This window comes from Streptomyces daghestanicus, assembly GCF_020521275.1.
Classification (GTDB): domain Bacteria; phylum Actinomycetota; class Actinomycetes; order Streptomycetales; family Streptomycetaceae; genus Streptomyces; species Streptomyces griseoviridis.
Map to the genome: position 1 here is coordinate 962,008 of NZ_BNDX01000002.1, position 21,259 is coordinate 983,266.

General features: G+C 72.7%; 18 protein-coding genes. 8 read left to right on the plus strand and 10 right to left on the minus strand.

The window, feature by feature from the left end:
* Positions 1-13 precede the first annotated feature (13 nt).
* From Sdagh_RS04295 to Sdagh_RS04305, 3 genes are all read right to left on the minus strand, one after another.
* Positions 14-997, minus strand: a complete 984-nt coding sequence (locus tag Sdagh_RS04295) for a LysR family transcriptional regulator (protein WP_190077981.1) — start codon at positions 995-997, stop codon at positions 14-16.
* Between the two features lie 640 nt (positions 998-1,637).
* Entirely contained in the window at positions 1,638-1,835 is a 198-nt protein-coding gene (locus Sdagh_RS04300; RefSeq protein ID WP_190077982.1) for a hypothetical protein, read from the minus strand.
* Positions 1,836-2,369: 534 nt separating this feature from the next.
* The gene (locus Sdagh_RS04305) at positions 2,370-2,690 is read right to left on the minus strand and encodes a MoaF-related domain-containing protein (protein ID WP_189421582.1); all 321 of its coding nucleotides are present in this window, start codon (positions 2,688-2,690) and stop codon (positions 2,370-2,372) included.
* A 210-nt stretch (positions 2,691-2,900) separates the two neighbouring features.
* Between Sdagh_RS04305 and Sdagh_RS04310 the strand changes: the two genes are divergently transcribed.
* From Sdagh_RS04310 to Sdagh_RS04330, 4 genes are all read left to right on the plus strand, one after another.
* Positions 2,901-3,518, plus strand: coding sequence for a hypothetical protein (locus Sdagh_RS04310; RefSeq protein WP_226534528.1), 618 nt, complete (start codon positions 2,901-2,903; stop codon positions 3,516-3,518).
* A gap of 1,931 nt (positions 3,519-5,449) precedes the next feature.
* Entirely contained in the window at positions 5,450-5,926 is a 477-nt protein-coding gene (locus Sdagh_RS04320) for a hypothetical protein (RefSeq protein WP_226534536.1), read from the plus strand.
* Between the two features lie 204 nt (positions 5,927-6,130).
* Positions 6,131-9,055, plus strand: coding sequence for an AfsR/SARP family transcriptional regulator (locus tag Sdagh_RS04325; RefSeq protein WP_190077984.1), 2,925 nt, complete (start codon positions 6,131-6,133; stop codon positions 9,053-9,055).
* A gap of 440 nt (positions 9,056-9,495) precedes the next feature.
* Positions 9,496-10,554, plus strand: coding sequence for a LysR family transcriptional regulator (locus Sdagh_RS04330; RefSeq protein ID WP_226534537.1), 1,059 nt, complete (start codon positions 9,496-9,498; stop codon positions 10,552-10,554).
* Between the two features lie 232 nt (positions 10,555-10,786).
* Here the strand turns inward: Sdagh_RS04330 and Sdagh_RS04335 are convergent, their stop codons facing one another.
* From Sdagh_RS04335 to Sdagh_RS04365, 7 genes are all read right to left on the minus strand, one after another.
* Entirely contained in the window at positions 10,787-11,356 is a 570-nt protein-coding gene (locus tag Sdagh_RS04335; RefSeq protein WP_190077985.1) for a TetR/AcrR family transcriptional regulator, read from the minus strand.
* 5 nt (positions 11,357-11,361) lie between these two features.
* On the minus strand, positions 11,362-12,645 hold the full coding sequence (locus tag Sdagh_RS04340; protein ID WP_226534539.1) for an MFS transporter: 1,284 nt from the start codon (positions 12,643-12,645) through the stop codon (positions 11,362-11,364).
* 149 nt (positions 12,646-12,794) lie between these two features.
* Positions 12,795-13,406 (minus strand): flavodoxin family protein, encoded by a 612-nt coding sequence (locus tag Sdagh_RS04345; RefSeq protein ID WP_189421586.1) that lies wholly within the window; start codon positions 13,404-13,406, stop codon positions 12,795-12,797.
* Between the two features lie 164 nt (positions 13,407-13,570).
* On the minus strand, positions 13,571-14,443 hold the full coding sequence (locus Sdagh_RS04350; protein ID WP_189421587.1) for an aldo/keto reductase: 873 nt from the start codon (positions 14,441-14,443) through the stop codon (positions 13,571-13,573).
* A 104-nt stretch (positions 14,444-14,547) separates the two neighbouring features.
* Positions 14,548-15,381: an alpha/beta fold hydrolase gene (locus Sdagh_RS04355; RefSeq protein WP_189421588.1), complete on the minus strand. Its 834-nt coding sequence runs from the start codon at positions 15,379-15,381 to the stop codon at positions 14,548-14,550.
* Positions 15,382-15,477: 96 nt separating this feature from the next.
* A complete protein-coding gene (locus Sdagh_RS04360) occupies positions 15,478-16,197 on the minus strand; it encodes a hypothetical protein (RefSeq protein ID WP_189421589.1) in 720 nt (239 codons plus the stop codon).
* A gap of 60 nt (positions 16,198-16,257) precedes the next feature.
* A complete protein-coding gene (locus tag Sdagh_RS04365; protein WP_189421590.1) occupies positions 16,258-17,100 on the minus strand; it encodes an alpha/beta fold hydrolase in 843 nt (280 codons plus the stop codon).
* A 447-nt stretch (positions 17,101-17,547) separates the two neighbouring features.
* Between Sdagh_RS04365 and Sdagh_RS04370 the strand changes: the two genes are divergently transcribed.
* The 4 genes from Sdagh_RS04370 to Sdagh_RS04385 all read left to right on the plus strand — a co-directional run bounded on the left by Sdagh_RS04370 (position 17,548) and on the right by Sdagh_RS04385 (position 21,231).
* Positions 17,548-17,751 carry a hypothetical protein gene (locus tag Sdagh_RS04370; protein WP_189421591.1) on the plus strand — a complete coding sequence of 68 codons (204 nt, stop codon included), beginning with the start codon at positions 17,548-17,550 and terminating at the stop codon, positions 17,749-17,751.
* A 439-nt stretch (positions 17,752-18,190) separates the two neighbouring features.
* The gene (locus tag Sdagh_RS04375) at positions 18,191-18,766 is read left to right on the plus strand and encodes a sigma-70 family RNA polymerase sigma factor (protein ID WP_189421592.1); all 576 of its coding nucleotides are present in this window, start codon (positions 18,191-18,193) and stop codon (positions 18,764-18,766) included.
* Between the two features lie 177 nt (positions 18,767-18,943).
* The gene (locus Sdagh_RS04380; protein ID WP_189421593.1) at positions 18,944-19,525 is read left to right on the plus strand and encodes a TetR/AcrR family transcriptional regulator; all 582 of its coding nucleotides are present in this window, start codon (positions 18,944-18,946) and stop codon (positions 19,523-19,525) included.
* Between the two features lie 197 nt (positions 19,526-19,722).
* Complete coding sequence (locus Sdagh_RS04385; RefSeq protein WP_189421594.1) at positions 19,723-21,231, plus strand: GMC family oxidoreductase; 1,509 nt, start codon at positions 19,723-19,725, stop codon at positions 21,229-21,231.
* Positions 21,232-21,259 lie beyond the last annotated feature (28 nt).

A 21,259-nucleotide genomic window follows, 5' to 3' on the forward strand; every position in this document is an offset into this window, starting at 1 on the left:
GCCCCGGCGTGCCCTACGCGGATCCCCCGTCCCTGGTGGCTTCCCCCGCTGCCTGCCGCGGGTCCGACCAGATGTCGGGGCGCTTGCCGATCAGGGCCGTCGCGGCGGACCGGCAGGCGGCGACGAACGCGGCGACGGCCGGGGAGTCGTCCGTCCGGCGCCACATGACGCTCATGAGGACGGAGAGTCCGGGCAGGGGCACGAACGCCAGGCCCGGGGACGAACTGAGGCGCAGCGACGCGGGCACCGCCGAACAGCCCAGTCCGTCGGCCACCATGCCGAGCACGGCCGCGGGAGCGGTGGGGACCGGCTCCAGCCGGACGCGGGCGGCCGACGCGGCGTCGCGCAGCCCGGTCCAGCAGTGCCGCCGTTCCCTGACCGGGAACAGCAGGGGTCCGTCGGACAGGGCGGACAGCGGCATCCGCTCCGCCCCCTCCAGCGGATGCCCGGAGGTGACCAGCCCGTGCACAGGTTCGCGTACCAGCTCCTCGGAGGCCACGCCGGGCAGGTGGGTGCCTCCCCAGGTGAGGGCGGCGTCGATCCGATGCCCGGCCAGCGCGCTTGCCTGTTCCTCGTCGGAGAGGTCGAGCACGGCGATCCGGGCCTGCTCGCGCCCGTCGCGGAACCGGTGGATGGCCTCGGAGAGCAGGCTCCCGGCCGGGCTGGGCAGGGGGGCCGCGATGTTCAGGACGGAAGGGGACGGCACCGCGCAGTCCCGTGCGATCCGCACCAGCCGGGCGTTCTGTGCCAGTACGCGCTCCGCCTCCGGGCGGAGCAGGCGTCCCGCGTCGGTCAGCGAGGCACCGTGCGGTGTGCGGTGGAACAGCGGGACGCCGAGCGCGCGCTCCAGCTGCCGCACCTGACGGCTCAGCGAGGGCTGGGCGATCGACAGCCGAGCGGCGGCGTGGCCGAAGTGCCCCTCGACGGCCAGAGCCAGAAAGGCACGCAGCAGCCGGGGGTCGGGATCGTCGGCGGACTGCTGGTCGACTGGGTCCATGGAAACCTTTGCGGTCGGGGGTGCTCGTCGTGCCGGGAAGTGCCGTCGTCTCCCCGGTGGGCGGCTGCCGCGGGCGTCGTCGCCCTCGCGCGGCCCTCTCCCGCGCGTGTGTGTGCCGCCCTCGGGAGAACGCCTCGGCACTTCCCCGCCGACGTGTCGCGGTGTCGTGCTCCGCGCCGCCGCCGGTGCGGCGCACGGCAGGCCGCGGCCGTCGGCATCGGGACATGGGTTACACGACGTGGAGCCGTCACCGGTTCACCAGGACTCGCCGGGAACGGCCGCTCGTGGCGGCCGGCCGGCGACAACGACGGAGCGTCGGCCGGGGCGGGGGAGGGCAGGGGCATGCCGCCGTCCGGGGTGACGCGGGCGGATGCCGTGCACGGCGCTCCGCCCGCCGGGTCCGACGCGCCTCGGGCGACGGCCGCCGCGCCGGGCGGTCACTGAACCGCAGCCGACGGTCGACGAGCGGGGGCAGCGGCGCCGCGTGCGTGCCGGGCGTCTCCAGGCAGGAGGCGGTGACCGGGTCGGGGTTGATGCACGAGTATCCGGTCACATGCCGTCGCACGGGCGGCTCGGGGCGGAGGAACGCGCCATCGAAGTGCGGCGGGATCGTGTGCGCGGGGACGAGCGCGGGTCCCGGTCAGGCGGCGGCGTACCCGATGGCGGACGGTGCCTGTTCCGTGCCCACCGCGATCCTGGGCCGCGGTCGCGCGTCGGCGCGGGCCCGTTCGAGGAGGCCGGCGAGGGCGCCGTCCGGGGTGGAGCGCACCCGTTCCCGCTCGGCGAGATCGACGAGGCCGGCGAGGCGGACGCCGGGCGCCCGCGGTGACGCGGCCACCGGATCGCCGGCGCGGCTGCCACCAGGACCTTCTCTGTGCCAATGCGGCGGGCGGCGCCCTCCCAGGCGTCCGGCAGGGGGGGCCAACGGCGGCGTCGGCCTGGCCGGCGGTCATAGCCGGGCCGGCTTCGCGGACCGACGGTGTGCGAACAACCGACCCGCACCCCTGGATGCCGCTGCCGCCACAGCCCCAGCACCGTGGGCAGCACCGCCCTGTCCTTCCACCGGGCCGCCGCCGTCACCCGCCGCGTCCTGAAGGCCCACGGCCACCGCGTGAACAGCGGGGAGGCGCCGCACGAGCGGGTGTTCCGGCGGCAGGAGGACGGGGACGTCGACGTCCTGGTCTCCCGCGTGGCCGCCCTTCAGCCACGACACCTACCTCTCGCACCGCGGGACCAGGCACGTGTGCTGACCCCCGCTACCGGCCGTACTACGTGTCGGCAATCCCGCCGTACGACCCGGCCGAAGCGGTGCGAGAGGCCACCCACCTCGCGCGGGAGCGGTCTCCGGCGGAAAGCGAGCCCGCGACCGCCGTCAGTCCAGCGGGCCGATGGTGCCGGTCAGCGCGAGCGGCGTACCGTCGGGCAGCGTGATCCGGGAGTACAGCAGGCCCCGCTCGAAGTCCTCCAGATGAGTGATCGTGGCTCCGGACAGCTCCTTCCAGGACGTCAGGTACACATCCGGGCGGATCTCCGCCGTCGTGACGGCCACGGTCTCGGTGTGGCCGTCCGGCACCAGCTCTCCTCCCTTGATGACGGTGAAGGTCATCCGCTCCTCGGATTCGAAGTGGATCTCCAGGGTCAGAACGCCCAGGTCCGCGAGGAAACGGTGGCCGAGGATCTGCTTCTGTGACATGTCATGCCTTCCCTTGTGCGGTGGGAGACACGATCCTTCACACCTGTCACAGAGGCATCCGTCATCCGACCTAGGAAGCCCGGGCCACCCGGTGCGACGGCGCCCTGACGGCCCGGCCCTGCACCGTGTGCACGGCCCGGCCCTGCACCGTGTGGGTATGGCCTGAGTACGATGCGCACCGTCAGCCACACACAAAGGGAGCCAACGGCTTTGCTCATCAAATCGGACCCCGCCACGATTCAGTCACGGTACGCCGAACAGGCCACGGCGGACCTGGAGGAGAACCGCCGCCAGCAACGCGAACTCACCGGTCGCCTGGAGGTGCTGCGTCAGGAGGAGGCTCTCCTGCTGGACATCCTGAATCTCGCGGGGCGTTCCACCCCGCAGTCCGACCACGTACCGCAGCAGGCGGACGGCTCTTCCGCCCCCCCGTCCCAGGGCCCGCCAGGCGGCACCGCGGCGCCGGCCCCGGCGGACACGGCGCCCACCGACGGCAGGACGCGGCCCGAGGCCGCGGGGCGGACATCCGGCACGGCGCCCTCGGGCCGGAAACCCGGGCGGCAGCCCCTCCTGGGAGAACTGCTCCTGGACCTGTTGAAGGCACACGACGAGCCACGCCTGGCGAAGGAGCTGCGCGACGAACTGCTGCAGACGCGTCCGGAACGCAATCCCACACCCCAGGTCGTGCGCAACACCCTGGAGGCGCTGGTCGCCAAGGGCCGTATCGTGCGGCACAAGCAGCAGAGGTCGGTCCTGTACACCGTGGCCGAACCGGACGACGACAGCGCGAGCGAGGTGGCGGCCCGCGCGGCGACCGAAACCGAGTGATCGCCGACGAGCACCACTGCCGGGGCGCCCACGACCGTGGCCGACCGGACGGCAGCGGCGTGCGCGGGGCAACGCCCAGCTCCGGCGTGTCCCCGCGCGCCGTGCGGGTCAGGTGAGCCGGCTTCCCGTCCTCCCGGCCGACGACTCCGGCCACCGCTTGCGCGAAGGCACTGCCGTTTTCCGGCTACACCGGGATCGACGGCGCACACCACCGGCTGTTCACCGCCCACACCTCCGTTTTCCGCCGAGCCTCCGACCAGGGGCCGTTCGCCGACCTTTCACTGGTCACATGGCATACACGAGACCGGGGCACCGAAAGGTTCAACGAATCCGGAATGTTTTCTCCCGCGGATTCCCGTCGCGGGTCGGGGGAGGGCCGGCACATGTCCCCGGCGGGAACCGGTCCCACCGGTCAGGACAGTCGGCGTGGTTCGGTCACGGCACAGAAACCTGGCTCGGTGTGACGTGGTGTGGGGAGCCGAAGGGATCGTGGTGCGGGCAGAGTCCAGGCTCTCGCACCCCGGCGGCTCCCTCCGCCCTGGTCCTGCCAGGTTTCTCGGCGCCTTGAGCCGCTGGGGCCCTGCCAGCGGAACCGTAGGCCCGGCCAGCTGGTGTGGTACCGGACGTGCGGGCCGCCCGAGGGCGTACGGACCCGCAGGGTGCCGGCGTCACCCACGGGACCGGGCCGGCCGCGGAAGGCCGCCGGCAGGGCCAGGGCGTCGAAGCCGGAGGCCGGTCCGTCGAGGTTCACCTGCTCGGGGATGGGGATGCCCGGCAGCGGGCGGTTCCGGCCGGCGACCGGGGCCGGGTGGGCGTCGACGTCGATCACACGAGGCCGTTCCACCGGGTTGTGGCGGGAGGACCACGCTCACCCGGCAGGTCGACGTCCGTGCCGACGGCGGGTACGTCGTCGCGCCAGGCACCCGTACCGGTCAGGGCGTCCAGGCCCGGACATCCGCCCCCTCCCCGAGCGGACGCGGGACGAACTCCCGCGTACCGGTCATCTGGTGACTCCCGCCCGGGTCCGGCCCGCCGCCGTGCCGCGTCCACCGCGCCTTCGCGGGAGCGGCTCCGCCCACCGGGTCCTCGACCCGCTGATCGCGCAGGTCGCGCGGTGCGCCCCCGCCGCCGGGGGAACCGCGTTCACGGTGAGGCTCGACCGCGCCGCCTGCACCGCCGGCCGCCCCGTCGGTGCCGATCCGCTCGCGAGGGTCGGGCCCGGTGTGTCGGCGGGCTCTGCGGGGTGCGCCGCGGTCCATGACCCACCGATGCCAGTCATCCGACTGATGCTTCCCCGGACAGGTGTGCCTAGGGTTGCCCCTGGGTGGAAGGGGCCGACCCGTCCGCGACCGGAGTCCCGCACAGGTGGGACGACGGGAGGGATCCCGGGCCGTGAACCCTGACGCGGAGCAGGGCGGACATCGAGGTCGCGCCCTCACCTGAACGGGGTGTCCCGCCGGACGGAGAGAGATTTGACACCGCTCAATACGACTGGCCATATTGAAAAAGTGGCCAGAGCAGGGGGCGTCCGCCGTGCCGCACGCGACCAGGTGGAGATCCCGATGACCACTCCCGTGCTTGCGTCCGCAGCCGAACTGTCCGAGGCCGAGGCACTCCCCGACGTCGAGACGGGAGCGCCCGCGGCCACCCGAGAGGCCCTGGGATCGCGCTCCGTCCGCCCGGGTGGCGGCGTCACGCTCTGCGTCCGTCACGACCCGACCCGATTCTGGAGCAAGGCCCTCGGTTCCGGCTTCACCACCCCGGTCACCGCGGCCTCGTCACAGAGGTGTGCGCCTTCTACCGGAACGAGGGGACGCCCCAGGCCGTCCTCCGACTGGCGCCGGCGGTCCTGCCGGAGGACTGGGGCGAAGTCTGCGCGGAGTGCGGGCTGTCCGTCCGCCGGTCCGTCCCGGGAGAAGGTGATGTGCGCCATGGACGAGGCGCTCCGCCGAACGGCGGGGTGGGACCAGCGGTCACCCGGGCTGAACCTGGCCGCCGTCTGCCCCGAGGACGCCGTTGCCCAGGGAGCGGTCATGACGCGTGCCTTCGACATGCCCGAGGAGCACCCGGGCGACATGACGGCCGCCTCCGTCGGACGGGCCGGCCGGCATCCCTTCGGCATCCGGGGCGGCACCGACCTCGTCGCCGTCGGAACCATGTACACACGTGGTGAGACCGCCCAGTTCTCCGGTGGGGCCACGGTCCCGCCCGCGCGCGGCGGCGCACAGAGCGCGCTGCTGGCGGCTCGCGCCCGGCAGGCCGACCCCGCGGGCTGTCGCTGGCTCGTCGCGGAGACGGGCGTGGAACGACCGGGGGCCCCCAACTCGTCCCCGCACAACATGCTCCGCATCGGCTTCCAGGTCCTGTACGAGCGGCGGAACCGGACATGGCATCCCGGCAACGGATGAGGCGGAACCCCGCGACGGCCGGAACCTTTGCCACGGTGCCCCCCGCCGCGATCGCGGTCCGCGGTGGCCCGTCCCGCGTGCCTGTCCCGGCGTCCCGGACCGGTCCGGGCGCCCGGCGTCCCGGACCCGGCGACCACACCGAGCGACACGACGCGTCGGCACCGCGAGGCTCCACCCGCGGGCCAGGAAAGAGGGGGATCACCGATGACACGGCAACGTGATCTCGTGGACGAGGCCATCCAGTTCTCCGTACTCGGACCGGTGCGGGCCTGGCGGGCGGGGAAGGAACTGCGCCTCGGCCCCAAACAGCAGCGGCTCATCCTGGGCGTCCTGCTCGCCCGGGCGGGAAGGCCGGTTCCCCTGGGGGAGTTCGTCGAACTGCTCTGGGACGGCTTCCCCCCGGCCAGCGCCGCGAACGCGGTGCACCGGTACGTCGGAGTCCTCCGCCGGCTCCTCGAACCCGAACTGCCCGCCCGTTCCCCCGGGCGATGGCTCGTACGGCAGGCCGGCGGCTACCTGCTCCGCGTCGACGAGGACTGCCTCGATCTCCTGAACTTCCGCACCTTGGTGGAGCAGGCCCGCCACGCGTCCGGCTCCGGTGACTGGGCGCGGGCCGTGGGACTCTTCACCACCGCGCTCGGACTGTGGCAGGGGCGGTGCGCGGCCGACCTGGAACCTTCCGTCGGCACCCACCCGGCTTTCGTCATGATCGAGCACGAATACGTCTCCGTGGTGTGCGAGGCCGCGGCGGCCTCCCTGCGGTGCGACCGCGCCGGAGCGGTACTGCTGCCCCTGCGCCACGCCGTCGAGCGCAATCCCCTGGACGAGGCACTGCTGTCCCACCTCCTGCTGGCGCTCGCCGCCGACGGCAAGCAGGCCGAGGCAATGGCCCTGTACCAGGAGACACGACTGCGTCTGGCGGACGAACTGGGCGTGGACCCCGGCACCGAACTGCGCGCCGCGTACGACAGGATCCTGCGCCAGGAGACGGGCGGGACGGCCGGAACAGGCGAAAGCGCTGGGACCACCGCGACCGCCGAGAACCCGCCCACCGATCCGGCGGACGACCACGGTGCCCCCGTGCCCGCCGAGGTGTCCGCCCCGCGCGAGGCACCCCCGGTCAAACCGGTCCAGCTCCCCTCCGACCTGCCGTGCTTCGTGGGACGCGAGGACGCCCTGGCGCACGCCACGGCCCTGACCCGCGCCACCGGGGGGAGCGCTCCGCGAGTCCTGGCGATCGACGGCATTCCCGGTATCGGCAAGACGGCGCTGGCCGTTCGTCTGGCACACCGCGTGGCCGGCGACTTCCCCGACGGGCAGCTCTACGCCGACCTGCGCGGGTTCGTCGCCGAAGGCAGCCCGAGAGATCCGCACGAGGTACTCCAGGGCTTCCTGAGCGCGCTCGGCGTGGGCCAGCAGGACATCCCGGCCCAAGTGGACGCGCGGGCCGCCCTGTACCGCAGTGTGCTGGCCGGGCTGCGGGTGCTCGTCGTCCTGGACAACGCCCGCGACATCGAGCAGGTGCGGCCGCTGCTGCCCGGGACGTCCGAGTGCAGGGTGATCGTGACCAGCCGAAGCCGCCTGACCGGTCTCGCCGCCGGCCACGGGGCGCACCTGCTCACCCTCGACGTGCCCACCCGGCAGGAGGCGACCGCCGGCTTCCTGGAACGGATCAGGGCCTCCCGTCCCGGCGAGGACGTCGACATGGACCTGGTCGGGCGGATCGTCGAGGGGTGCGGCCGACTGCCGCTGGCCGTGGCCATCGTGGCCGCGCGGGCGGCCAGCCACCCCGACCACCCCCTGCCGCAGGTGGCGGCCGAGCTGGTCAACAGCCGGATCACGCTGGACGGCTTCAGCGACGACAACCTCGACAACGACGTCAGGAGTGTCTTCTCCTGGTCCTACCGCACGCTCAGCGACCAGGCCGCACGGCTCTTCCGGCTGCTGCCGCTGCACCCGGGACCCGACCTCACCGTCGCCGCGATGGCGAGTCTCGCCGGTGTCGCGCCGCGCGCGGCCTCCGCCGCGGTGGGTGAACTCGTCCGCACCCGCCTCCTCACCGTCCAGCGCCGCGACCGGTACTGGTCCCACGACCTGGTGCTCGCCTACGCCGCCGAACTGGACGGCGAGACGAGAACGGAGCGCGCCGCCGCGCTGGCCCGCCTGCACGATCATTACCGGCAGACCGCGCACGCCGCCCATCTGATGCTGCGACCGCCGACGAGACCGGTCGCGCCGCCGCCACCGCTGCCCGGCGTCACCCCCGAGACGATGGCCGACAGCGCGGCCGCGATGGACTGGTTCACGAACGAGCACTCCGTGTTGCGCGCCGTGGTCGAGAACACCGCGACGCGCGGAGAGTCCAGGGCGACCTGGGAACTGGCCTTGAAGATGCAGCTGTACCAGCAGCGTCACGGCTGCTGGCACGACTGGGCAGCGACCATGCGCCTCGCCCTGGAGACCGCCCGGCGGGCCGGGGACACCGAAGGAACGGCACGCGCTCAGCACGGCCTCGCGGGCGCCCACCACTTCCTCGGCGACCGCGAGGAGTCCCTCCGGTACCTGAAGTCGGCCCAGGAGAACTTCGAGAAGCTGGGACTGGTCGACGACCTGGCCCATGTGCTCAAGAACCTCGGCACCGTACGTTTCGCGCTGGGCGACTACGCCGTCGCCGCCCAGCACCAGGAGCAGGCGATGCGGCTGCTGCGGGCCACCGGCCAGCGCGCGCTGGAGGCCACCACCACGCTGCTGGCGGGCTACAGCCGGCTGGAACTGGGCGACGTGACGGAGACGGCCCTGCTGGCCGACACCGCCGCGACGATCTTCCGCGAGGTGAACGACCTCAACGGCGTGGGGTCGTGCATGACCCTGCTGGGCAGGCTCCACCACACCCAGCGCGACCACGACCGTTCGATCGCCTTCTACGAACAGGGTATCGACCTGATGCGGCGGGCCGGCAGCCGTGCCAACGTGATGGAAGCACTCGTGGCGCTCGGCGACATCCACTTCGACGCCGGTGACGTGAGCGGTGCTCGACGGGCGTGGACCGATGCCGTGAACTGCGTCGACGACCCCGTACTGCCGCTCGTGATACACGCGAAGGCCCGGCTGTGGGCATCGGCGCTGTGAGCGTCACGTCGTCGCGCCGGGCCGGGCCACCGCCGGACCGGCATGTTCGACGGCGTCCGGGGACGGCTCGCACCCTTCGGCTCGACCGCGCGGGTGACGGGAGCCGATGGCGTCCGGGGGCGACGCCGGGTGCGAGCCGTCCCGGAACCCGGCCCGAGGAGGGCCGGTCGGGGGGAGGTTCGGGGCGGAGCAGGCGGGCCGCCGGCCCGTACGCCGTCCGCGAGGACGGGCGCCGTGACGGCACCGGATCGACGTGTCACGTGCTTCCTCTTCCCAGAACAACTCCGATAGGTATTCGAACAGGGAAGGGCGCACCCTGTCCAAGGCCGATTCGTCATCACGCAATGTCGGAAACGCATGCCCTGCGGCCGGTCGGAACGACGAGACGGAGCACCGTCAGCAGCGTCCCGCGGCCCCTCGTCGGAAGGCAGTCCTCCACCGTGCACATATCTGAGGCGGCATCCGAGGCGGGCGCCCCAGCGGCGCGCCCCGAGCCGGACATCGAGCCGAGACTCCTGCGCGCCTTCCTCGCCGTGGCGCGGGAGGGCCACTTCGGGCACGCGGCCTCCCGCCTGAGAGTGGCCCAGCCGGCGCTGAGCAGGCAGGTGCAGCAACTGGAACGGCTGCTCGGCGTCGAGTTGTTCGCCCGTACCTCCCGCGGCGCCGAACTCACCGCCGCAGGACGGCTGATCGTCCCCGAGGCGGAGCGGGCCCTGGCCCACAACCGGCGCATCGTGCGCACCGCACGCTCCGCGGCGACGGGCCGGGCGCGGGTACTGACGGTCTCCGCGCCGCTTCCCGGCCCGCCGGGCGGGCTGCTCTCCGAGGCGGTCCGGCGCTTTCGCGGGAGCGTGGACGACGTGGGTGTCTCCGTGATCGGGCTCGACGACGGGGAACAGACGGCCGCGCTCATCGACGGCCGAGCCGACGCCATCCTGACCTGGGACCGGCCCAAGCGGGCGGAGCTGGCGGCCGAGGTGCTGGTGGAGGAGCGCACCAGCGCGCTGCTCGCGCAGGGTCACCCGTGGGCCGACGAGGCGACGATGCCGCTGGCCCTGCTGGCCGAGGAGCAGATTCTCTTCCCGCTGCGCGAACGCAGCCACTGCTGGGAGCAGTTGAGCGCCGCCGCCACCGCTGCCGGCGTGGGTCTGACATCGGTGCCGACTGCGCCCTCCGCGGTGCCCGATCTGGTGGCGGCCGGACTGGGCGTCTCCGCGGTGCCGGACTCCTTCCGTTTCTCCCGCTATCCGGGTGTGGCTTTCGTGCCCATCACGGGGCTGACCGGCCGGATGAGCGTGGTGTGGCGCGCTGACGACGCGTCGGCCGAGGTGGCGGGCTTCGTGGCCGCGTGCCGGGCCGCGGCCCACGGCCTGGCGGCGGCGCACGCCGATGTCTGGCGCCTGCCGCGGGAGGTCCGGCGGTCCGCGGACGCGGGGCGGAACAACGTCCGGACGCTCGGCGTGCCGCCGAACCGGTCCGAGCTGCGGGCGACCTCCTGAGCCCGTGCCCGGACTCTCCCCGGACCGGCGCCGCGGTGGGACCGGGTGGCGGGCCCCGGGGAGCCCCGCCCGGCCGGACCACGGGGCCCGGGTGCCGCGTCCGGCCGTAGGGCGCCGGTCGGCGCCCGCTTCCCAACCGCGCCCGCCTTCCCGGAACCGAGGAAGGGCGCTCTCCTCCCCGGTTCCGGGAAGGCGGGCGCGAGCACGACGCCGGCCGCGGACCACGGTCGTGTCACGGGCGCAGCGCGTCCAGCGCGATGTCGATCTCCTCCGCCGCGGTCGACGGGCCGACGGCGGTCTTGGCGCGCAGGATCGCCCCCTCCAGCACGTCGACCAGGAAGGTGGCGAGCACCCCGGCCGGACGGCGCGCGGTGATGGCCCCGGTGGCCTGACCTTCCTCGATCGTGCGGGCCAGGGTGGCGGACCGGCTCGCGAGAGCCTCGCCGACGGCCTCGCGCACCCGGTCACCGGCGGTGGCGCTGTCACTCGCGAAGGTGCCGAGCAGGCACCCGAACTCCACGCCGGTGATCTCGGTCCGTTCGAGTTCACCCAGCAGATACGCGCGCAGGCGCGCCACGGGGGAGTCGCCCTCCCCGAGGGGCGACAGATCGGTGCCACCCGCGTAACGGTGGACGATCTCCACGGCGAGATCCTGCTTGCTGTCGAAGTGGTTGTAGAAGGACCCCTTCGGCACGTCGGCGGCCCGGGTGATGTCCTGGACGCTCGCGCCGTCGAACCCCTTCTGGCGGAAGACCGCCTCGGCGTGCTCGAGCAGTCTGTTCCTGGTGCTCGGCTGCGGCACGGATCTCACTTCCCAGCGGTTGCTGCGGTGATACGCGACCCCTTGCGGGCCCGCAGGGTCAAGGACACGCCCGCCACGGCGGCCAGGGCGGCGACGAGGACGCCGTAGGCGACGACCGTGGCGGACAGGCCGACGGCGTCGCTCGCGATGCCGGCCGCGAGGACCGGAACACCGTAGGCGGTGTACGCGATGAGGTACACGGCGGCGAAGAGACCGCCGCGGCGGGCGTTGTCGGCCAGCGGGCCCAGGATGCGCAGGGACGACCCGAAGGCCGCGCCCTGCCCGGCGCCGCCGGCGAGCGCTCCGGTGATGACGAGGGGGAGGTTCGCCGCCGCGACGCCGCTCACCGCGAGCACCGCGCCGCTGAGGACCAGCGCAGCGCCCACGCGGGTGGCCCGTTCGGCCTCCACACGGCCGAACGCCATGCCGGCGGCGGCCGCGGAGAGGGGCTGGAGGGCGACGACAGCTCCGTTCGCGGCCCCACTGTGGATGTCGAACACGGAGCTGTCGAAGGAGGGCGCCAGGCCGAGGAAGAGGCCGGAGAACATCCAGCCGGCGGCGACCAGCGGCGCGAGCGACCAGAACCAGGCGCGCGCGGCGGGCATCACGGTGAGCCGGGGCCGCAGGGAAGCGAGGACCCCGGGCCGGCGGACGGCCGTCTCCGGGGCGGCCAGCACCGAGACGACGCCGTAGACCAGGACCACCGCCAGGCCGGTGAAGACGACCGCGGTGGGGTGCGAGGTGAACTGAACCGCCACCCCGGCGAAGAGGGCCCCGAGAGCGAGTCCGCCCACGGGGGCCGCGCTGGTCAGCACCGTCATCATCGGCCGGTGGCGCGGACTGGCCAGTTCGATGATCGCGGCGGTGAAGGTGCTGGTGGCGGCTCCGGTGGCCATGCCCTGGACGGCGCGTGCCGCGATGATCCAGCCGATGCCGTCGGCGAGCAGGAACAGGGCGCTGGTCAGCAGCAGCAGGACCAGTGCCCCGACGAGGACCGGGCGGCGCCCGATGTGGTCGGAGACCGATCCCGCGACGAGCAGGGTCGCCAGGAGCGTGACCGCGTAGACGGTGAACGCCGTGGTCAACTGCCAGTCGGGGAAGCCCCATTCGCGCTGGTACAGCACGAACAGCGGACTTCCCGCCCCGGCGCCGAACGCGACGGCGACGGATGCGATCACCACCCCGAGGGTGGACAGCCGCCTCGGAGGCGCGTCCTGGTTCTCAGGGGCGGGGGCCTGGCCGGTGGAGGGTCGTGGTGTGCCGGGGGGCTGGAGTCCGAGGAGCTTCATCGATGTCTCCTGAAAATGTCCAGTCATCTCAATGGAATCGAATGGATGACTGTCAAGGGGGGAACTGGTGCCAGAGCGCGAGCGGGGGCCTGCCCGCCCACCGCCCCGGTGGACAGGGGCGGTGGGGCGGCGTCCGTCCGGGGCGCCGGTCAGACGGTGGCCGCCAGGGCGGCACGGCCGGCCGCCACGAGCGCGGCCTGCCGGGTGACGCGCGCCCCGAGGTGCTCGGCGGTGGCGATGTCGGCGGCGTGCACGGTGTCGGTGCCGCCGTCCATGGGAGTCTGGGCGGCGGCGCCGCCCCAGTAGCCGAGGCGGTTGAGGTCATGCTCCGTGGCGGTGCTGGAGTTCCACCCGGGCTTCAGGCCGAGGCTGACCCACAGCATGCGGTGCTGGGCGGAGAAGGCGGCGAAGAAGGCCAGGGTGTTCGACTTGTCGCCGCTCTTGGAGGCGGAGTTCGTGAAGCCCGCGGCCAGCTTGTCCTGCCAGCGTCCCTCGACGAAGCGGCTGCTGGTGGCTTCGGCGAAGGTGTGGAACCCGGCCGACGCGCCGCCCATGTAGGTGGGCGAGCCGAAGATGATGGCGTCCGCGTCGTCCAGCCGCTGCCACTGCTCGTCGGTGATGGTGTCGACCGCGACGAAGACGACGTCGGCGCCGGCCTCGGCCGCTCCGCGGCGTACGGCCTCGGCGAGGACCGCGGTGTGACCGTAGCCGGAGTGGTAGGCGATGGCGACGGAGGGGCGCGGGGAAACGGGATCGGACATGGTCTGCTCCTGTGCTGTTTTCGCTTGCTTCGGGTGGTGCGGTGGTGAACCCGGCATGGTGAATATGGCCGGTCGTCTTACATCCGTCAAGTGCGCTCGGCCGCCGCTGCGCGTGGCGTCGGCGACACGCCCGCCGGCCGCCGCACGGCCGGGGCGGCACGGTCTCAGCCCCGCGAGCCGAACGGGCGGCTCAGCTCCTCGAAGTGCTCCTGCGGCAGGTCGAGGGCGGCGGCTGCCACGTTGTCCTCCAGGTGCGCGACGGACGAGGTGCCGGGGATCGGCAGCAGCACGGGCGAGCGGCGCAGCAGCCAGGCCAGGGCGGCCTGCGACGGCGTGGCACCCACGACGCGGGCGATGTGGTCGAGCGGGCCGCCGGGCCGGGCGAGCTGCCCGGTGGCCAGCGGGAACCAGGGCAGGAACGCGATGCCGTTGGCCTCGGCGTACTCCAGGACGTCCTCCGAGTCCCGCTGGGCGAGGTTGTAGAGGTTCTGCACCGAGGCGATGGGCACGATGTCCCGCGCCGCCTCCAGCTCGGCGACGCTGACCTCGGACAGGCCGACATGGCCGATCTTGCCCTCGTCGCGGAGCTGCTTGAGCGTGCCGATCTGGTCGGCGAAGGGGACGGAGGGATCGACGCGGTGCAGCTGGAAGAGGGGGATGCGCTCCAGCCCCAGGTTCCTCAGGCTCGACTCGGCCTGCCGACGCAGGTACTCGGGGCGGCCGTCGGACCCCCACCTGCCCGGCCCCGGGCGGGTCAGCCCGGCCTTGGTGGCGATCACCACCTCGTCCCGGTAGGGGTGCAGGGCCTTGCGGAGGAGCTGCTCCGCCGTGTCCGGACCGTAGGAATCCGCGGTGTCGAACAGAGTCACGCCCAGCTCGACGGCCCTGCGCAGGACGCGCACGCCGGCGTCCTGGTCCGGGAAGGGGCCCCAGACGCCGGGGCCGGTGAGTTGCATGGTGCCGTAGCCGAGGCGGTTCACCGTCAGTTCGCCGCCGATGGCGAACGTTCCGGAGGACGCGGCGGTCGTACTGCTCATCGTTCACTGCCTTTCTGGTCCGCGCCGTCGGGTGCCCGACGGTTGTCGGGGCCGGGGCGCGCGGGGATGTCCGCTCGTCCCTGGGGACGAGGGGGTGCGTACGGTCAGGAGAGGAAGTGGTCGACCTCGACGGCGAAGTCGTCGGGGTGCTGGAACAGGAAGCCGTGCCCCGCGTCGTTGTAGAAGATCACCTTGGCGTCGGGCAGCCGTTGCGCCATGGCGTAACTGGCGTACGGGTGCACCACCACGTCGCGCACGCCGTGGGCGAGCAGGACCGGGAGGTCCAGTTCGCTCTGCCGCTCCCAGAAACCCTCGAACGTGCCGACGGCGACCAGTTGGGCGCGCACCGCCTCCGGTCCCACCACCGTTCGCGACGCCCGGAGCCTTCTTTGCAGGCGCCCCAGCGAGGCGCGCCCCACGGCGCGGGCCGGATCGGTCTGCGGGAAGAACAGGTAGAGGAAGTCCTCCTCGTCGTTGACCGGTTTGCTGAGGGTCTGCCGGACCTTCACCGCCTGCGCGGGCAGACGGGGGATACCACCGGGTGAGCTGCCCGCCAGCACGAGCCGCCGGACCAGGAAGGGCTCGGCCAGCGCCATGCCCTGGGCGACCGTCCCGCCCATCGCCCAGCCGAGCAGGTCGACCTCGTCGAGGCCCAGCGAACGGGTGAAGGAGAGGGCGCCCTCCACCAGCCCGTCGATGCTGGCCGGCGGGGTTCCGGTGGACGCACCGGTGCCGCGGTTGTCGAAGACGACGATCTCGCGCCGGGTGGCGAGCCGGTCGAGGAAGTCGGGGTCCCAGTGGTCCATTGTGGCGCGCAGCCGGGTCAGCAGCACCAGCGGTACGTCGACGGCCCGGCCGAAGCGACGGTAGGCGAACCGCTCCCCCAGGGGGCCGCGGACGTACCGGGTCTCCACCGAATCCGACAGGTAGGGGGACATGACGTTCCTTCGCTCTTGACACGGGCGCGGCCGAGCGGGCGCACCCGCCGGACGCCCGGCACCGGCGGACGTGGGACCTCATCGGCCGGAGGAGGGTCAGGAGACGCGGATGTCCTCCAGCCGCACGGACACCACGAGCGGGTCGGGGACCTTGTGGCCGTTCTCGTCGCGGCTGTAGATCTCGCGGGTGGTGGGGATGACGAGTCCGTCCACCTCCTGATGGCCGGAGATGAAGTGGGCGCCAGGAGTGTTTCCGGCGATCTCCACGTCGTAGTCGCGCCGGCGGATCAGCCCGTCGCCGTCGACGTACAGCACCTGCTCGGTGCTGAGCGTGGCGATGTAGTCCGGGAAGACCACGCGCAGCCGGCGGTACTTCTCGCCGTCCTCGGTGAAGGGATCGATCTCCTCGGTCCGCACCCCCGGGAAGGTCAGGGAGATCGGTTCGGCGAGATACGTCCACATGGCGCTGCCGGAGAAGTAGGCCAGCTGGAGTCTGGTCCACGGGGTCGTCAGGTCGTGGCCGGCGAACGAGGCGCGCGGGTCGGTCAGCTCCTCGACCACGTCACCGTCGGACGTCTCGACCGCGACCCGGTCGGCGGTGAAGGAGGTGTGGTGGTCGGCGTCGAAGAAGGGTTTCTGCGACACGAACTCCCGCTTAAGGCCGACGATCACTTCCACGTCGTCGAGGGCTCCGGGGTGGCCCTTCAGGCCCCACAGGGCGCCGCCGAAGAACTGGCGGGCGGTGATCCGGTCGGCCTCTTCCCAGCGGGCGCGGCCACCGTAGGCGTCGAGGACGGTTGCGAGCAGGTCGGACATGGTGGTTCTCCCAGGAATCGGAGGGGGCGGGGGCCGGCCTGAGGCCGGAGGAAGCGGGCGTCAGCCGAGGAACTCTTCGATCTCCTCGGCCACTTCGGTCGGGTACTGGAAAAGGGAGGCGTGCGCGGCGTCGGGGTAGATGCGGATGCGCGCGTCCGGGATCAGCCCCGCCATCAGGTGGCTGCCCTTGGTGGGGATCATCAGATCGTCGTCGCCCTGGATGATCAGGGTCGGGCTCCGGATGCCGGTGAGCCGCTGGAGCGCGGAGTGGTCGGGGATGCCCCACTCCAGTACGGCGTCGTACTGGGCGTCACGGGACTCGATGCTGCTGGGCACGTCCCGGTCCTCGGTACGCTGGAACAAGCGCCCGAGGAACTCCATGCCCTTGGCCCGGCTGGTCTCGGTGTGGGCGAAGAAGATGTACAGCAGGTCCTCGCCGCTGGGGTTCTCGGCGCGCGCGTGCTCCGCGATGTCGCTGCGCCAGCCGTGCATGCCCGGTGCGCCCTTCGGACCGGTGCCGGCCAGGATCAGGCGGCGGACCAGGTCCGGCCGGACCAGGGCGATGTCCTGGGCGGCGAACCCGCCGAGGGAGAAGCCGAGCAGGTCGATCCGCTTCAGGTCCAGCGCGATGGTGAACGTGATGATCTGGCGGGCCAGCTCCGCGACGGTGGTGGCGTGGGCGCCCGTCGAGGAGGACACGCCCGGGTAGTCGACCAGGATGACCTCGCGGTGCGCGGCCAGGGCGTCGACGAGGGCGGGGTCCCAGTTGTCGAGGTTGCCGGTGAAGTGCTGGAGCATCAGCAGCGGGACCTCGCCCCCCGCTCCCAGGCGGCGGTAGGCGTAGCGGACGCCGTGGGCCTCGACGAACCGCGTGGGGGCCGTCTGGTGTGTGGTTGGGGACATCGTCTCTCCCGGGAAGTGGGCCTTGGGCGGCGCTGTGCGAAGGACCGGTGGCAGGTGACTGGAGCAGCCGCCCGCGGTGGCCTCGTCCGGAAGGAGGGCACGCGCGGGAGGCCGTCGGCGGTCCGGCGCACCGGTCCGCTTTCGTCCCCATGGGACCAGCATCACGGGGGGAAGTGGAATCTTTGTGGTGTTCTTCTGGACTTGCCCGGCCGCCGAACACACGAACACACCGAACACACGAAAACGCCGAGCACACCGGACACGCCGGTCTCGCACTGCACGTGCTCGGCCGAGTCGCCATAGGGGACTTCGATGCCTGGCCGAAAGAATCCTCATTGGACACGTTGCTCGGTCCGTGGATGAGATGACACCAGCGGTCGACGACCGCGGCTCCATGGTTCTCCCTCATGTGCCCGCGTCTTCTCCCCGAATCCCGCAGGAGCTCCGGTGACCCGCACCGCACAGGCCGACCCGGCCCCGAGTCCCGCGCCGCGCGGTGCCGCCCGGCCGCTCGTGCGGTTCGGGATGGTGGGTGTGGACAGCGGCCACATCCCCAGGGAGACGCCCGGCCGCTTCGTTTTCGCGCCGCGGCGGCACGAGCGCCCCGGCCTTCCCGTCGTAGGCGCACGGACGCTGCGCACGGCCACCTGACCACGGGCTGTACGCCAGGCCCACCGGCCTGTCTCGGCACGGACCGCCCGTACCGCGTCGTCCGCGCCGATCCCGGCCGGCACCCCGCGCCCCGAGTGCCCCGAGTGCCCCGAACACCTCGGTTCACCGGACGTGGCCGGCCGGCCGAGCGATGACGTGACGCGGGAACACCCGTGCCGCCCACCGTATGCGCCGCCCGCATCGCCCGATTCGAAAACGGTCTTGGACGGCGGTGAACCTCCCCTGGTGAGATGAGATCAGTGTCCGGACCACCGAGGAGCCCGGACCCCGCCGCCGATCGTCGCCCCGGCACCCGGCTCCCGCCCCTGCCCGGCGTCTTTCGCGCCCTGTCCATCCCGGGCCACCCCGTGCCCCCTGCGGCTTCCGCGCGGCCGCGGCGAAGGGCCGGACCAGGTCCCCCGACGCAGAGATCACACATATGACGACAACCTCGGGCCGAGACCGCTCGCAGCCGCCCCGCCGACACCAGTATCTGCACACCCTGGTCACACAGCACCGTTCCGCACTCGTCTCCTATGCCGAGAGACTGCTCACCGACCGGCACCTGGCCGAGGACATCGCCCAGGAGGCGCTGATCCGCGCCTGGGTCCACACCGACAAGCTCCGCTCGGGTGAGGGGTCGGCACGTGGCTGGCTGCTGAAGGTGACGCGCAACCTGGTCATCGACCACACCCGCAGCGCCCGTGTCCGTCACGAGACCACGGTGGACGACACCGGGGAAGTCGCCCAGCACGACCACGCCGATGCGGTACTGGCCCGCGTCCAGGCCGACGCCCTGCTCCGCAGCCTGCCTCCGGAACACCGTGAGGTGCTCGTCCACACCTATCTGTACGGGTACACCGTGCGGGAGACCGCCCAGCTGCTCGGCGTACCGGCCGGGACGGTGAAGTCCCGTCAGCACTACGCGCTGCACGCCCTGCGCGGACGGGCCGGTGTCCCGCCCTCCGACGACCCGGCATCCCAGGAGGTCCCCGCCCGTCCACCAGCCCCGTGACCCGTCCCGGTCCGCGCCGCCCGGTGGCGCGGGGCCTGCCCTGCCCGATCCTCCTGCCGTACTGCCGCGCGGCCGCGATGACCTCGACATTCCTTACACGAGAGCGGGCGCCCAACGGTTCGACACAAGCCCCGGCGGTCCTTTGACTTTGCCAAGGAGACCGGCCATATTGGATGTATGCCTCAGGTGAGTGTGAAGGGAAAGCTGGTCGAACACGCGGAGACGGTGTTCCGGCGGCGGGGCTTCAACGGGGCCAGTGTGCAGGACATCACGAGTGCCGCGGGCGTCCCCAAGGGGTCCTTCTACAACCACTTCAAGAGCAAGCAGGAACTCGCCGCCGAGATCGTGCGCCGCTACAGCGGCGCGACGGACTTCAGCATGCTCACCACCGACACCCACACCGCCGGCACGGCCTCCGAGCGCCTGCGCGCGCACTTCGCGGCGCAGGCGAACCGGACCCGCGCCACCGGCACCGAGTACGGATGCCTGCTGGTCACCATGGCCAGTGACACGCCCACCGCCGGTGACGAGGTCCGTTCCGCCGTCCGCGACAGCATCGACGACTGGACGACCATCCTCCACACGGTGATCGAACAGGGACAGCGGGCCGGTGAGATCACGTCGGACCGGCCCGCCCGCGACCTGGCCGCCTTCCTCATCGACGCCTTCGAGGGCGGTGCCCTGCGCGGCAAGGCCACCGGTGACCCCACGGCGTCGATGAAGTCCCTGGACATCGCACTGGGCGCCCTGCTGCCCTGAGGCACCCGGTCCTTGGCGCGCCCGCGCCGCGTCGGGCGGCCCTGAGCCACGTCCCGCGTTTCCGCGTGCCGCCGCGTCATGCGTGCCGCACATCGAGGGACCCCAGGTTGGCATAACTCCGTGTCAGCGCCGTGCCAAGGCCCTGACCAGGCACTCGTCGTCCGACGCGCCCTCGGTGACGTGGTTAGCCTGCGCATATGAACACTTACGACTTCGTGGTCGTCGGCGGGGGGAGTGCCGGGTCGGTCCTCGCGTCACGTCTGTCCGAGCACCCCGACGCGACCGTCCTCCTCATCGAGGCGGGCCCCGCCCACGGCCCGGAGCGGACGACCGTACCGGCCGCCTGGAGATCCCTGGTCGGCACCGACGCGGACTGGGGCCACTCCACGGTCCCGCAGACCGGCCTGAACGGGCGGACCATCGCCTACCCGCGCGGGAGGCTGCTGGGCGGAAGCAGCGGCATCAACGCCATGATGCACCTGCGCGGGCACCGTGCCGCCATCGACCTCTGGGAGAAAGAGGGCGCCGAGGGCTGGGGTTTCGACGACCTGCTCCCGTATTACCGCCGCACCGAGCACACCGAGGGCCGCGACACCGCCGTCCGGGGGACCGACGGGCCGATGCGCCCGCGGCCGGCGGCCCCGCCGCACCCGGCCGCCCAGGCCTGCTTCGAAGCCTTCCGCACGCGTGGCTTCCCGGTCGCGGACGACCTCAACGCCCCCGAGGCGGAAGGGGTCACCTGGACGGAACTGACCGTGGTCGACGGAGCCCGCCAGTCGGCCGCGGACGCCTACCTGCGGCCGTTCCTCGACCGCGGCAACCTGACGGTGGTCACCGAGGCGGTGGCCCAGAGCCTCGTCTTCTCCGGAAACCGCTGCACCGGTGTGCGCTATCTGCGCGACGGCGTCCCGCTCATCGCACGGGCCGACGTCGAGGTCATCCTCAGCGCTGGCGCGGTCGGAAGCCCCCACCTGATGATGCTGTCCGGGCTGGGTCCCGCCGCGCACCTGCGCGGGCACGGCATCGACGTGGTGGCCGACCTGCCCGGCGTCGGGGCCAACCTGTCCGACCACCCGCTCGGGCTCGCCTTCTTCTCGGCCGGCCGTGACATGCCCACCGGTCAGAACAACCACATCGAGGTCGTCGGCGTCACCCGCACCGACCCCTCGCTCGCCTACCCCGACGTGCAGCTGTTCTTCATGGATGTCGCACTGGCGCTGCCGGGAGGCCAGGGTTACGCCCTCGGGTTCAGCGCGACAGCCCCCCACAGCCGCGGCTCCGTCACGCTGCTCTCGGCCGACCCGTCCGTCGCCCCGGCGATCGACCCCGGTCTGCTGTCCGACGAACGCGACCTGGAGACGATGCTCACTGCCCTCCTCATGGCGCGGGACATCAACAGCGCCGCACCCATGGACCCCTGGCGCGGGCAGGAGGCGATCCCCGGCCGCTCGCTGGACGACCCCGGCCGGCTGCGGACCTTCCTCAGGGAGCGGGGAGCCACCACCTACTTCCACCCGGTGGGCACCTGCAGGATGGGCAGCGCCGAGACGGCGGTGACCGACACCCGGCTGCGGGTCCACGGGGTGGAGGGGCTGCGCGTGGTGGACGCCTCCGTCATGCCCTCGATCCCCGCCGCCAACCCCAACCCCACCGTCCTGGCCGTGGCGGAACGGGCGGCGGAGATGATCCGGGCCCAGCACGGCTGAGCGCCGCGCCGCCGCCGTCCGGCGCGTG

Excerpts from the sequence above, each read along its gene's own strand:
- Sdagh_RS04380 (WP_189421593.1), top strand. The coding sequence starts at position 18,944 with ATGCCTCAGGTGAGTGTGAAGGGAAAGCTGGTCGAACACGCGGAGACG.
- Sdagh_RS04325 (WP_190077984.1), top strand. The coding sequence starts at position 6,131 with ATGACACGGCAACGTGATCTCGTGGACGAGGCCATCCAGTTCTCCGTA.
- Sdagh_RS04305 (WP_189421582.1), bottom strand. The coding sequence starts at position 2,690 with ATGTCACAGAAGCAGATCCTCGGCCACCGTTTCCTCGCGGACCTGGGC.
- Sdagh_RS04365 (WP_189421590.1), bottom strand. The coding sequence starts at position 17,100 with ATGTCCCCAACCACACACCAGACGGCCCCCACGCGGTTCGTCGAGGCC.
- Sdagh_RS04345 (WP_189421586.1), bottom strand. The coding sequence starts at position 13,406 with ATGTCCGATCCCGTTTCCCCGCGCCCCTCCGTCGCCATCGCCTACCAC.
- Sdagh_RS04340 (WP_226534539.1), bottom strand. The coding sequence starts at position 12,645 with ATGAAGCTCCTCGGACTCCAGCCCCCCGGCACACCACGACCCTCCACC.
- Sdagh_RS04350 (WP_189421587.1), bottom strand. The coding sequence starts at position 14,443 with ATGAGCAGTACGACCGCCGCGTCCTCCGGAACGTTCGCCATCGGCGGC.
- Sdagh_RS04295 (WP_190077981.1), bottom strand. The coding sequence starts at position 997 with ATGGACCCAGTCGACCAGCAGTCCGCCGACGATCCCGACCCCCGGCTG.
- Sdagh_RS04320 (WP_226534536.1), top strand. The coding sequence starts at position 5,450 with ATGGACGAGGCGCTCCGCCGAACGGCGGGGTGGGACCAGCGGTCACCC.
- Sdagh_RS04385 (WP_189421594.1), top strand. The coding sequence starts at position 19,723 with ATGAACACTTACGACTTCGTGGTCGTCGGCGGGGGGAGTGCCGGGTCG.
- Sdagh_RS04360 (WP_189421589.1), bottom strand. The coding sequence starts at position 16,197 with ATGTCCGACCTGCTCGCAACCGTCCTCGACGCCTACGGTGGCCGCGCC.
- Sdagh_RS04375 (WP_189421592.1), top strand. The coding sequence starts at position 18,191 with ATGACGACAACCTCGGGCCGAGACCGCTCGCAGCCGCCCCGCCGACAC.
- Sdagh_RS04355 (WP_189421588.1), bottom strand. The coding sequence starts at position 15,381 with ATGTCCCCCTACCTGTCGGATTCGGTGGAGACCCGGTACGTCCGCGGC.